Raw genomic sequence first — 11,356 nt, forward strand, 5'->3', positions numbered from 1 at the left:
GAAGTCCGTATTTCATGTTCTGGGGAAACTGACGGGTTTGCCGTTAGCGGGCCGGCTATTATCCGGCGCAGCCCTGCTGCTTATTCCGCCGGCGCTATTGGCGGCCGAACCTGTGGCGCCCGCGAATAAACCGCTTTTAATTACGCCAGCCCGTGTATGGACGGGTGAAGGAGCGGTACATACTGATTGGTCGGTATTAATTGTCCAGAACAGTATTGCTGCCGTCGGTCCTACCGTGCAATTAAGTGCCAGTGCGGACGCCCAGCGGATTGATTTACCCGATGCCACGCTGATACCAGGTTTAATGGATCTGCATGCCCATGTATTACTGCATCCGTATAACGAAACCTCGTGGGATGATCAGGTATTAAAAGAGCAGGTGGAATACCGTACTTTGCTGGCGGCGCGGCATGCGGCGGCGACCTTGCAGGCTGGGTTTACTACCTTGCGTGATCTGGGCAGCGAAGGCGCTTTATATGCCGATGTGGCCATCAAAAAAGCCATCGACGATGGTGTGATAGCGGGGCCCCGTTTATGGATCGCCACGCGCGCCATCGTGGCGACGGGCAGTTATGGCCCTTCGCCGCGCAGTTACCGAGCTGATGTCGATCTGCCCAAGGGCGCACAGGAAGCCAGCGGCGTGGACGAAGTGGTGCGTGCTGTGCGCGAGCAGAGCGCCCGTGGCGCTGACTGGATCAAGGTGTATGCCGACTACCGCAATGGGCCGGATGGCAGTGCCCATGCCACCTTCACGCAGGCCGAGCTCGATGCGCTGGTCAGCACGGCCCATGCTTCGGGTCGCAAGGTGAGCGCCCATGCCAGCACCGATGAAGGCATGCGGCGCGCCACGCTGGCTGGGGTGGACAGCATAGAGCATGGTTACGGCGGCAGTGCCGCCACCTTCCGCCTGATGGCCGAGCGTAAAGTGGCGTATTTCCCCACGTTGACGGCACCGGAAGCTACCAGCGAATACTTCCAGAAGTATCAGCGCGGTGGCGCGCCTACACCTTCCATGCAGGCGGCGGCGCAGGCGTTCCGGCTGGCGCGGCAGGCGGGCGTGGTGATCGGCAATGGCAGCGACGTGGGCGTGTTTGCCCATGGTAGCAATGCGCGTGAGCTGGAATGGATGGTAAAGCTGGGCATGACGCCGACGGAAGCGCTGCGCGCCGCCACGGTGGTGAATGCGGCCGTGCTGGACCGCGCCACGACACTGGGGCAGATCCGCACCGGCTATCTGGCCGATCTGGTGGCTGTCAAGGGTGACCCGACGCGCGATATCACGGCGCTGCGCGATGTGGTGCTGGTGGTGAAAAACGGACAGCTGGTACGCCGCCCTTAGGAAAAGCTAAAACTTGTAAGGGATTCACTAATCCCAACTGGGCCGGTTCGTGCGATGATAGCGCTATGGTAACGCTCCCTTTATTTCCGTTAAACACGGTTTTATTCCCCGGTGGCCATCTGCCTTTGCAGATCTTCGAGGTGCGCTATCTCGATCTGGTCAAGCGCTGCATCGAAAATGGCGAGGCTTTCGGCGTCGTGCCGCTGCTCGAAGGCAGCGAAGTGCGCGTGCCGGGCCAGCACGAGAAACTCAGTGGTGCCGGCACCATGGCGCGCATCATCAGCTGGGATGCACCGGCCGCCGGCCTGCTGAAAATTCACTGCATAGGCACCACGCGCTTCCGCATACTGTCGTGCGAGCAGCAGAAGAATGGCCTGTGGCTGGGCGAAGTAGTGGCTCTCAATGACGATCTCGATGTGCCCGTGCCTAGCGAGCAGCAGGACGTGGCAAATGCGCTGGCTACCCTGATCCGTTCGCTGCAGAAGAAGCAGATACCGAGCGAGCGCATGCAACTGGCGCCGCCGTACCGGCTCGATGATGCCGGCTGGGTGGCGAACCGCTGGTGCGAACTGCTGCGCCTCGATATGACGGAAAAACAGCGTTTACTGGTACAGGAAAATCCGCTGGTGCGGCTGGAACTGATACAGGATGTGCTGGGTGCCAACGGGCTGTTGGACACCAGCGGCGCGGCGCGCTAGCGCTGCCGGCAGGCTAGCTGAATTCAGGCTAGCCGGCGTGGGCTTCGCTATCTTCGTCCAGCGCGTGTACGCGCAGCGACCACATTACCCCTAGCGTCAGCAGCACCATGGCGGCGATCTCCAGCGGCTGCGGTAGCTGCTGTTTGTAGATAAAGCCGTATAGCAGCGCGAACAAGGTCTCGAACAGGATTAGCTGGCCGGACAGGGTTAGCGGCACTTTGCGGCTGGCGATATTCCACAGATGGTTGCCGATCACGGAAGCGCCCAGTGCCAGCAGGCCGTTGACGATCCAGAACAGGCCCCAGTCGCGGCCACTGGCCTGCGCACCGGCGCCCGTCACGTCGGCATGGAAGATGGCCAGCGCCACCGCTGCGATCAGCAGCGCAATCAGGCCGCTGGACACACCGTACAGGGCCGACCATTCACCGCTGCTGTAGTGCGGGTTACGTTTCAGATAGCGCGCATTGTCGACTGAATACCAGGTCCAGCACAGTAGCGCACCTGTTGCGCACAGCACGCCGATGATTTTGTGGGCCAGCGGACCGGTAGCTGCCGTCGGCTGAGAAAACACTTCGAGATTGATGCAGCCGATGCCGGCCGCCACCAGCAGCAGCGGCAAGGCTAGCTGGCGCAGCGGTACGGAGCCGTGATCATTTTTGCCCAGCAGCGTGACGCTGATCGGCAGCACGCCGATAATCAGCGAGGTCGCCGCCACGCCGGCCAGTTTGACGCCCATGGCCAGCAGCATGTAGTAGACGATGTTGCCGGCCAGCGCATGCTTGAGCAGCGCCACCATATCGGTGCGGTCGAGCCGGCGCAGCAGTGCAGGCAGACGGTTGAACAGCAGGCCGGCCGAAATCAGGCCGTAGGCGATGTAGCGGCCGCAGGCCAGTTCCAGCGGCGTGAACGCGGTGAGGTAGGCAGGGGCCACAAACACCAGTCCCCACATGGCTCCCGCCAGCAAACCGCACAACACTCCCTGCCACATAAGACTATCCCTGCTGATTGAAATAGAAGCGCATCAAGCCTGTCAGCGCGGCCAGATTCAGCAGCACGCTGAACCAGAACGCCAGCACGAAAGGCAGCTTGCGGGTTTTATGGCGCAGCGTCTGCTGCGCCAGCCATGCGCCGGGCCAGCCGCCGCACAAGCCCCATAGCAGCAGCGTGCGTTCGGCGATGCGGCGGCGCTGGCCGATGGCGGCCGATTTATCCAGCGCGTACAGCACATAGCTGACGATGCTGGCGCACCCGTACAGTGCCGCAAGGCCCAGCAGGGTAGGCGCCAGTTGCGTCATCAGAAGTAGCTCAGGCCCAGTGCGGCCTTGACTTCGTCGGCCGTCTTGGCGGCCACCTCACGTGCGCGCATCGTGCCTTCCTTGAGCATCTGCATGATGTAGCCGCGATCCTGCGCCAGCTCTTCACGGCGCGCGCGGATAGGTGCCAGCATCTCCTGCAGGACCACTTCCAGACGCTTCTTGACGATGGAGTCGCCCAGACCGCCGCGCACGTAGTGGGCCTTCATTTCTTCCAGCTTGTCTTTTTCCGGGTCGAAGGCATCGAGGTAGATAAAGGCCACATTGCCTTCCAGATGGCCGGGGTCTTCCACCCGCAGATGCAGCGGATCGGTGTAGACCTTTTTCACGGCGGCCGTGATTTCGGCAGCGCTGGCGCCGAGATTGATGGTGTTGCCCAGCGATTTGCTCATCTTGGCCTTGCCGTCGGTGCCCGGCAGGCGGCCGATTTCCGGCACCAGTGCTTTGCACTCGACCAGTATGTCGCGGTTGGCAATGCGGTTGAAGCGGCGCACGATCTCGTTGGTCTGTTCGATCATGGGGATCTGGTCTTCGCCCACCGGCACGATGGAAGCCTTGAAGGCCGAGATGTCGGCCGCCTGCGAGGCAGGGTAGGTGAGGAAGCCGGCCGGAATATCGCGTTCGAAACCGCGCAGCGCGATTTCCGTCTTCACCGTCGGGTTGCGTTCCAGCCGGGCCACCGTGACCATGTTGAGGTAGTAGAAGGTCAGCTCGGCCAGCTCGGGTATCTGTGACTGGATCAGGATGGTCGATTTGGCCGGATCGATGCCCACAGCCAGATAGTCGAGCGCCACTTCCACCACATTGCGGTGCACCTTGTTGGTGTCGTCCATATTGTCGGTCAGCGCCTGCGCATCGGCCAGCATGATGAACTGCTGGTACTCGTGCTGGTAAGCCACGCGGTTGCGCAAGCTGCCCACGTAGTGGCCCAGATGCAGCGGGCCGGTTGGACGGTCGCCGGTCAGGATGATGCTGGGGCCTTTGCTGGCGCCCGGGGTGGCAATAACTTCGGCGGTAGGGGACTGGCTCATCAGACTTCCTTCAGGTTGCTTACACTAGCCCTGACGGCGGCGCACAGTCGTGAAAACGCCACCAGACGAGGGCGGCATTGATAAAAATATCACATCACTAGGGGTGATTCAGGGCCGCTGGTCAGCAGCGGCGCCAATTCAGGCAGGGACTAAGTGTGGACAGAAAATTCATGGCCGTATGGTTGCAGTTCGGGGGCGGTCTGTCAAGCCGCGCAGCGCTGCAGGAAGGTGCTGCATCGGGTAGTATGGCTTTTTTCGCGCAGTTTCTAATCAATTAACTACCGGAGCCGGAATGTCTTTACCTGCTGTCGCCGTATCTGCCGCCCTGAATCTCGCCCTGAATGTCGCCGTGATTACTGCCAGCACTGTGCTGGCGTCTGCCGCCCGTGCCCAGACAGCACCAATGGCGCCCGATGTTCCTGCCAGCTTTGAGATGCGCATGCCGGCCGCGGACTATGTGCGGCGCGAAGTGATGATCCCCATGCGCGATGGCGTGCGTCTGCATACGGTGCTGCTGATACCGAAAGCTGCGCAGCACGCGCCCATGGTGCTCAGCCGCACGCCCTACAGCGCCAACGGCCGTTCGCGCCGCAACGATAGCCCGAGTCTGCTGGCCACGGGCGGGCAAGGTGATGAAGTGCTACTCGGTGCCGGCTACATCCGCGTGTATCAGGATGTGCGCGGCAAATACGGTTCGGAAGGCGATTACGTGATGACGCGCCCGCTGCGCGGCCCGCTCAACAACAGCCGCAGCGACCACGCCACCGATGCGTGGGACACCATAGACTGGCTGGTGAAGAATGTCCCCGAAAGTAACGGCAAAGTGGGCATGATAGGTTCCTCCTACGAAGGCTATACGGTGCTGATGGCGCTGATCGACCCGCATCCTGCGCTCAAGGTGGCCGTACCGATGAGCCCCATGGTGGATGGCTGGCGTGGCGACGACTGGTTCCACAATGGCGTGTTCCGCATGACGAATATCGCCTACATCGCCCACCAGACCACGGCCCATGGCAGCGGCCTGCCTTTGCCCACCGGTGTCTATGACGACTACGAAGGCGTGCTGCGGGCCGGTTCGACGGCTGATTATGCGCGCCAGTTCGGCCTCGATAAACTCAATTTCACCCGCAAGCTATTCGAGCATCCAGCCTACGACAGCTACTGGCAGCAGCAGGCTGTCGATAAGCTGCTGGCCCAGCGCCCACTGAAAGTGCCGACCATGACGGTGGTGGGCTACTGGGATCAGGAAGATATCTATGGCGCTTACGCCGTATATGCAGCGCTGGAAGCCAAGGACACGGACAACCGCCACAACTTCCTGGTAGTGGGGCCGTGGCGCCACAGTGGCGTGAACTACGACGGCTCCAGTCTGGGCGTGTTCAAATTCCCCGGCGACACGGCACTGGAATTCCGCCGTGACGTGATGCAGCCCTTCCTCGACCAGTACCTGAAGGATGGCGCGCCCGTGGCCGATACGCCGCCCGTGCTGTTCTTCCAGAGTGGCGCCAATCGCTGGCAGCGCTTGCAGCGCTGGCCGCTGGCCTGCGAGCAGGGCTGCGCTGCACCGCTGCGTGCGCTGTATTTGCAGGACGGCTATAAGCTGGGCTTCAGCGCACCGGTGGGCGAAGCGGCTTATGACGAATATGTAAGCGATCCGGCCAAACCTGTACCGTTCGTGCCCCGTCCCGTGCGCATGAACGATGCGGCCGTGTGGCGTCCGTGGCTGGTATCGGACCAGCGCGGCTATTCCGACCGGCCCGATGTACTGACCTATGTGACGGCGCCGCTGACAGCGCCGCTACGCATTGCCGGTGCCGCGCAAGTGCAGCTACATGCGGCCACCACGGGCACGGATGCCGACTGGGTGGTCAAGCTGATTGATGTGTATCCGGACGAAGTGCCGTCGCAGCCGGAACTGGGCGGCTACCAGCTCGGTGTGGCCATGGACATTTTCCGTGGCCGCTACCGCCACAGCCTGGAGCAGCCGGCGCCCATCGTGGCCAACGCCATCGAACAGTACCGCTTCGCGCTGCCGAATGCCAACCACGTATTCCTGCCCGGCCACCGCATCATGGTGCAGATCCAGTCTAGCTGGTTCCCGCTGTACGAGCGTAATCCGCAGACCTATGTGCCCAACATCTTCTACGCCAAGCCGGCCGACTACCAGAAAGCCAGCATGCGCGTCTATCACGGCGGCGCCAGTGCCAGCGCCATCGAACTGCCCGTGGTCGAATAAGCGCTGGCCTAGTCGTGGCGGTGTGTCTTGAAGTAGTAGCGCGCTACCAGTATGGCTAGCAACTGCAGCAGGGCGCAGAAGTAGAAGCTGGCGCCCATGCGCCAGTCGCTGGAGTCCAGATGGCTGACGCGGCCCAGTATCTCGGCGCCGATCAGCGGCATGAAGATGATGCCTAGGCTGCTGATCGACTGCATGGAGCCCATCAGCTCGCCCTGTTCGGCCGGTGGTGTCGCCTTGGAGGTGATGGCCTGCAGGGCCGGGCCCACGGCGAAGGAAAGGATGTTGCACAGTATGAGCACGTACATCATCCAGCCCTGCGTGGCCAGACCATACAGCAGGAAGGTGATCGCGCCCGAGCTCATGCCCAACAATGCCAGCCGCACTTCACCGAAACGCCGGATCAATACACCGAGCAGGCCGGCCTGCACCACGGCGGCCGTCAGACCCACGCAGAACAGCGCAGCGCCATTCTGGCCCGGAGTCCAGTCGAAGCGGAAGTGGGTGTACAGCACCCAGGTGGTCTGCAGCATCATCTGGGCGCAGGTGGTGAGGGTGAAGGTAATTACCAGACCGCGGATATCCTTGCGCTGGGCCAGCCGCAGCAGCGCCGCGAGCGGATTGATACGGGCCAGACTGAACGGTGCGCGGCGTTCGGCCGGCAGCGATTCCGGTACGACGAAATAGCCATACACGAAGTTCAGCGCCGACAGCGCGCCGGCCACGTAGAACGGCAGATGCAGATCGACGCTGCCCAGCAGGCCGCCCAGCATGGGGCCGCAGATGAAGCCCAGCCCGAACGCAGCGCCCACTTTGCCGAAGCTCTTGGCGCGATTCTCCGGCGTCGAAATGTCGGACGCATAGGCCGAGGCGACCGACATGCTGGCCGAGGACATGCCGCCCACCACCCGGCCGATGAACAGACAGGCCAGATTCGGCGCCCACGCCGTGGTGAGGAAGTTTACGCACATGCCGGCCATCGAATACAGCAGCACGGGGCGGCGGCCCACGCGGTCGCTGATGGCGCCCAGCATGGGCATGCAGAGGAATTGCATCAGGCCGAACACGGCGCTGAGGATGGCGAACCAGTGCGCCTGATTTTCCCGGTTGCCGGTGAATTCGCCCACCAGCATGGGCAGTACGGGCACGATCAGGCCTATGCCCAGCATGTCGATGAACACGCTGATCAGGATAAAGTTCAGGCTGGCCGGTGCGGTGGCGCCGATGCGGCGCGGGCGGGGGAGCGGTGAGGTCGGAGTGCTGGACATGGTGAGCTGAGGGTGTCAGGGAGTGGCCGGGCTGCTGGCCCATTCGGCAATAAAGTCGTCACGGAAGCTGGTCAGTGCCAGCAGGCGGGTGTTGGCCAACTGCCGGCCTGCCTGCGTCTGCATCTTGGCCGGTATGGTTGCCAGCTTGGTGTCGATGTGGTCGATGGCATAAGCTTTTTCATCGAGTTCGCGGTGCAAGGCCATGGGGTCGTCGGCATGGGCCAGCCCCGTGCCCATGCGGCCTGCCGTGTAGAACAGCCGCGCCAGACCCACGGCGCCCAGTGCGTCGAGGCGGTCGGCATCCTGGACGATTTTCGCTTCGATGGTTTCGGCAGCGATGGCGGCGGAATAACTATGGCTTTCGATGGCATGGGCCACGGCGCTCAGACGTTCGGGCGGGAAGTCCAGTGCGGCCAGCTCGCGGCAGGCCAGCAGGGCAGCCTTGCGCGAAGCCAGATGGCGCTCGGGATGGTTCTTGGGCAGGTTGACCAGATCGTGCAGATAGCAGGCCGCCATCACCACCAGCGCATCGGCTGCGGGATAGTCTTCCAGCAGCTGGCAGGCATTGCGCCAGACGCGGTGCAGGTGGTTGCTGTCGTGGGCGCCGTCACTGCCGGCGCCGGCGCAAGCCAGCTGCACCAGACGCGGATGCCAGCTGTTGAGCAAACTATTCATGGGTCTCCGGTTGCAGGGCGGTCAGATGTTGGCGATCATACAGGCTGATGCTGCGCTTGTGCAGACCCCAATTTTTGCAAGAATGTTACATCCCTCTTGCAAAGCTGCACACGATTGTGCAAAATGCTTTCATAACTGACAATTATTGGCGAATCTTATGCACATCAATGTAACGCTGGCTGTGGTGCTGTACACCCTGGGCACGTCCATGGCATGGGCGCTCGATGATACGCCGACGCTGGCACCACGTTATATGCCGCGTCCGGATGATGGCCGGGCTGTCAACCGTACTGCGCCACCCGTGCCCAGCGCTGCGCCGGCAACAGCGGCCGCAGCCACCGCAGCGGCCCGCGTGGCGGCCGAAAACGATGCGGTGCCCGCTACTGTGCGGCCCCGTCCGCAACCTCTGCCCCTGACCCGCGTGTTGCCAGCGGAAGGTCATGGCGCACCCGTGAAGCTGCCCGCCAAGCCTCTGTAAAACTGAGGAATTTGCGTCGGAAATTCGTCAAATTGCGGTTTTTATTGCTGTTGGGCATATTTTTTTGCTTTACCTGCTGATTTATTTATTGGCTTGCGGTAATATTACGCACAGTCAATTCTTTCCTGAGGTAAAGCAAATGTCCAACGTCACCGAACTGCACGCCGCTACTCCCGCCGCCGAATATCTGGCGTTCACGCTGGGGCAGGAAGAATATGGCATCGATATCCAGAAAGTCAGCGAGATCCGCAGCTACGAAGCGCCGACCCGCATCGCCAATGCGCAGGACTTCGTCAAAGGCGTGGTCAATCTGCGCGGCCTCATCGTGCCTATCGTCGATATGCGCATCAAGCTCAATCTGGGCACGCCTACCTACGATCAGTTCACGGTCGTAATCATCCTGAATATCGGCCACCGCGTGGTGGGCATGGTGGTGGACCGCGTCTCCGACGTGACCACGCTGCTGCCGGAGCAGATCAAACCGGCACCGGATATCGGCGTGAACATGAAGACCGACCACATCATCGGACTCGGCACGGTGGATGAGCGCATGCTGATTCTGGTCGATATCGACAAGATGATGACCAGCGCCGACATGGGCCTGCTGGATTCTACGGCGCTGGCGGCTTAAGCTTCAACGCCTGTTGCGCCAGCTGGTCGGCGGCGGCATTGCGATGCCGCGGCAGCCAGCGCAGTTCTACTTGGCCGATTTGCGCCATCAGCGCGCAAACTTCCTGCCTATGCGCCGCCAGCACGGCAGCGCCTTGTCCGGCTGCGATGGCTTGCGGCGTCAGATTCACATCATTGACCACGACCTGACTGTCGCCACGTATGGCCAGCTTGGTCACGCCCGCTTGCACGGCGGCCTGCAGCAGCGCTGTCAGCGCCGAATATTCCGCTTCGCTGCTGTTGCCGTAACCGGCCGGCTGGCTGATCTCGATGGTTTGCCCTTGTGGCCCGCACAGCAGCGCGCCTATGCCCATGCGGCCCGGATTTGGCACGGCCGAACCGTCAAACCAGCCTTGCCATGGTTGCGGCGGCGCTGCGCCCGTCTGCGTATCCGGTGTTGCAATGGCGGCGGGTTCAACCTGCCGCTGCGCCTTGCGCTGAGCCATGGCAGCACTGCGTGCCTGTGCGCGCAACGCGCTGCGTTGCTGCTGGGCCTGACGCTCAGCCACCAGATGGGCGAGGCCGGCCTGACCGGCCGCCAGCGTCAGCACTTGTTTCAGTGCCTGTGCGGGCGCCAGTTGCTGGCGTGCGGCCAGCCTCGCTGCTGCGGCACGTTCCGTCTTGTAGGCTAGTTGCTGGAGTTGCTGGTCGGCCGTATCACTCATCCGTTTTAATCACGTCGCGGGTTGTCAGGATGGTGATCATACCGGTTCGGCACGCCATCGCCATCCCTGTCGCGGTCATAACGGTTCGGCACGCCGTCATGATCGCGGTCGCCACGGCCTCGGCCATGGTGGTATTCGCGCCGGTCGTCGCGATCCCAGCGCGACGGTGCGGGTGCGCGCGGCACAGTCACCCAGCCGCCCGGTTCGAAGCGCCAGCCGCCACGGTCTTCCAGCCAGACAGGCGTCTGGTAGTGGTAGCCCTGACGCAGCACTTCCCAGTGGCCGGCGCGCCAGAGATAGCGATGGCCATTCCAGCGCCAGTAGCCGGGCGCCCATACATGGCCGTGGCGCGGCGGCGGCAGGCTTTCATAGCGTAACGGTGGCGGGGCGTTGCTGACCACGATGCTCAGTTCGGTCTGGGCTTGGGCAGGAAGCAGTGTCAGGGTGCTCAGTGCCAGCAGGGTGGCGCTGCACAGGTGGCTTAGGCGCATAGTCATGTTGGTCTCCATGTGAAGTGCGGGGCATGGAGCCCAATATAGCGCGGCCGGCTGATGCTGGCGCGACCTGATGCAAACGCTTACAAGTGATGCAGAATTGATGCAGAGTAATGTGGTCTAGCGCACGGAGCGCAGCTGGGCGGCACGCCTGCGGCGGGAGGAAAACCTCGCGGCAGGCGTGGCGAACAGGGTGATCAAATCTTGCTCGCAGTACTGTTGCGAGTGGCCAGCGCGGCAGGACGGGCGCCTTCCTGCATGGCCTGTTTCTGTTCTGGGCTCAGACGTTTGGCACTGACCACCACCACTTGCATATTGCTGGCAGCGGCTATGGCTGGCGTGGCGTAGTTGGTATTGTCCATCGTGCTGTCCAGGGTGTAGCTGGCAGCGCAAGCCAGACCCAGTGCAACGACAAACACGGCTTCGAAGTTTCTCAGGATGTTCATTTTGCTTCCTTTCGTTGGCGTTAAGTGGTGTTCGATGTGCTCACTTT

General features: G+C 62.2%; 13 protein-coding genes. 5 read left to right on the plus strand and 8 right to left on the minus strand.

Going from position 1 to position 11,356, the window contains the following annotated elements; all coding sequences use genetic code 11:
- Nucleotides 1–112: 112 nt before the first annotated feature.
- On the plus strand, nt 113–1,339 hold the full coding sequence (locus GM655_RS07240) for a metal-dependent hydrolase family protein (protein ID WP_371866748.1): 1,227 nt from the start codon (nt 113–115) through the stop codon (nt 1,337–1,339).
- A gap of 65 nt (nt 1,340–1,404) precedes the next feature.
- A complete protein-coding gene (locus GM655_RS07245; RefSeq protein ID WP_155433854.1) occupies nt 1,405–2,037 on the plus strand; it encodes an LON peptidase substrate-binding domain-containing protein in 633 nt (210 codons plus the stop codon).
- A gap of 28 nt (nt 2,038–2,065) precedes the next feature.
- Here the strand turns inward: GM655_RS07245 and GM655_RS07250 are convergent, their stop codons facing one another.
- From GM655_RS07250 to trpS, 3 genes are read right to left on the minus strand one after another with little or no spacing between them, the layout of a single operon-like run.
- Nucleotides 2,066–3,025 carry a DMT family transporter gene (locus GM655_RS07250; RefSeq protein WP_155433855.1) on the minus strand — a complete coding sequence of 320 codons (960 nt, stop codon included), beginning with the start codon at nt 3,023–3,025 and terminating at the stop codon, nt 2,066–2,068.
- Between the two features lie 4 nt (nt 3,026–3,029).
- Nucleotides 3,030–3,332 carry a DUF1294 domain-containing protein gene (locus GM655_RS07255; RefSeq protein WP_155433856.1) on the minus strand — a complete coding sequence of 101 codons (303 nt, stop codon included), beginning with the start codon at nt 3,330–3,332 and terminating at the stop codon, nt 3,030–3,032.
- Complete coding sequence (gene trpS / locus GM655_RS07260; protein WP_155433857.1) at nt 3,332–4,381, minus strand: tryptophan--tRNA ligase; 1,050 nt, start codon at nt 4,379–4,381, stop codon at nt 3,332–3,334. The genes GM655_RS07255 and trpS overlap by 1 nt, the downstream gene beginning before the upstream one ends.
- 292 nt (nt 4,382–4,673) lie before the next feature.
- Here trpS and GM655_RS07265 point away from each other — a divergent pair, with 292 nt between their 5' ends.
- Nucleotides 4,674–6,617: a CocE/NonD family hydrolase gene (locus tag GM655_RS07265; RefSeq protein WP_155433858.1), complete on the plus strand. Its 1,944-nt coding sequence runs from the start codon at nt 4,674–4,676 to the stop codon at nt 6,615–6,617.
- Between the two features lie 8 nt (nt 6,618–6,625).
- On the opposite strand, the gene GM655_RS07270 is transcribed toward GM655_RS07265, so the two are convergent.
- The gene (locus tag GM655_RS07270) at nt 6,626–7,882 is read right to left on the minus strand and encodes a TCR/Tet family MFS transporter (RefSeq protein WP_155433859.1); all 1,257 of its coding nucleotides are present in this window, start codon (nt 7,880–7,882) and stop codon (nt 6,626–6,628) included.
- 15 nt (nt 7,883–7,897) lie between these two features.
- Nucleotides 7,898–8,557, minus strand: a complete 660-nt coding sequence (locus GM655_RS07275) for an HD domain-containing protein (RefSeq protein ID WP_155433860.1) — start codon at nt 8,555–8,557, stop codon at nt 7,898–7,900.
- 157 nt (nt 8,558–8,714) lie between these two features.
- Here GM655_RS07275 and GM655_RS07280 point away from each other — a divergent pair, with 157 nt between their 5' ends.
- Both GM655_RS07280 and GM655_RS07285 read left to right on the plus strand, forming a co-directional pair.
- Nucleotides 8,715–9,035, plus strand: a complete 321-nt coding sequence (locus tag GM655_RS07280) for a hypothetical protein (RefSeq protein ID WP_155433861.1) — start codon at nt 8,715–8,717, stop codon at nt 9,033–9,035.
- A 139-nt stretch (nt 9,036–9,174) separates the two neighbouring features.
- Nucleotides 9,175–9,666: a chemotaxis protein CheW gene (locus GM655_RS07285; RefSeq protein WP_155433862.1), complete on the plus strand. Its 492-nt coding sequence runs from the start codon at nt 9,175–9,177 to the stop codon at nt 9,664–9,666.
- On the opposite strand, the gene GM655_RS07290 is transcribed toward GM655_RS07285, so the two are convergent.
- The 3 genes from GM655_RS07290 to GM655_RS07300 form a co-directional block, all read right to left on the minus strand.
- A complete protein-coding gene (locus GM655_RS07290; protein ID WP_155433863.1) occupies nt 9,647–10,369 on the minus strand; it encodes a ribonuclease HI family protein in 723 nt (240 codons plus the stop codon). The genes GM655_RS07285 and GM655_RS07290 overlap by 20 nt on opposite strands.
- Nucleotides 10,370–10,374: 5 nt before the next feature.
- Nucleotides 10,375–10,866, minus strand: a complete 492-nt coding sequence (locus GM655_RS07295) for a YXWGXW repeat-containing protein (protein ID WP_155433864.1) — start codon at nt 10,864–10,866, stop codon at nt 10,375–10,377.
- A 194-nt stretch (nt 10,867–11,060) separates the two neighbouring features.
- Nucleotides 11,061–11,309, minus strand: a complete 249-nt coding sequence (locus GM655_RS07300) for a hypothetical protein (protein WP_155433865.1) — start codon at nt 11,307–11,309, stop codon at nt 11,061–11,063.
- Nucleotides 11,310–11,356: the final 47 nt, after the last annotated feature.

Origin of the sequence: Pseudoduganella danionis, assembly GCF_009720775.1 — a bacterium.
GTDB lineage: Bacteria > Pseudomonadota > Gammaproteobacteria > Burkholderiales > Burkholderiaceae_D > Rugamonas > Rugamonas danionis.

Bases quoted from the DNA above. Each gene is read 5' to 3' on its own strand.
- GM655_RS07245 (WP_155433854.1), top strand. From the start codon at position 1,405: ATGGTAACGCTCCCTTTATTTCCGTTAAACACGGTTTTATTCCCCGGT.
- GM655_RS07250 (WP_155433855.1), bottom strand. From the start codon at position 3,025: ATGTGGCAGGGAGTGTTGTGCGGTTTGCTGGCGGGAGCCATGTGGGGA.
- GM655_RS07255 (WP_155433856.1), bottom strand. From the start codon at position 3,332: ATGACGCAACTGGCGCCTACCCTGCTGGGCCTTGCGGCACTGTACGGG.
- trpS (WP_155433857.1), bottom strand. From the start codon at position 4,381: ATGAGCCAGTCCCCTACCGCCGAAGTTATTGCCACCCCGGGCGCCAGC.
- GM655_RS07265 (WP_155433858.1), top strand. From the start codon at position 4,674: ATGTCTTTACCTGCTGTCGCCGTATCTGCCGCCCTGAATCTCGCCCTG.
- GM655_RS07270 (WP_155433859.1), bottom strand. From the start codon at position 7,882: ATGTCCAGCACTCCGACCTCACCGCTCCCCCGCCCGCGCCGCATCGGC.
- GM655_RS07275 (WP_155433860.1), bottom strand. From the start codon at position 8,557: ATGAATAGTTTGCTCAACAGCTGGCATCCGCGTCTGGTGCAGCTGGCT.
- GM655_RS07280 (WP_155433861.1), top strand. From the start codon at position 8,715: ATGCACATCAATGTAACGCTGGCTGTGGTGCTGTACACCCTGGGCACG.
- GM655_RS07285 (WP_155433862.1), top strand. From the start codon at position 9,175: ATGTCCAACGTCACCGAACTGCACGCCGCTACTCCCGCCGCCGAATAT.
- GM655_RS07290 (WP_155433863.1), bottom strand. From the start codon at position 10,369: ATGAGTGATACGGCCGACCAGCAACTCCAGCAACTAGCCTACAAGACG.
- GM655_RS07295 (WP_155433864.1), bottom strand. From the start codon at position 10,866: ATGACTATGCGCCTAAGCCACCTGTGCAGCGCCACCCTGCTGGCACTG.
- GM655_RS07300 (WP_155433865.1), bottom strand. From the start codon at position 11,309: ATGAACATCCTGAGAAACTTCGAAGCCGTGTTTGTCGTTGCACTGGGT.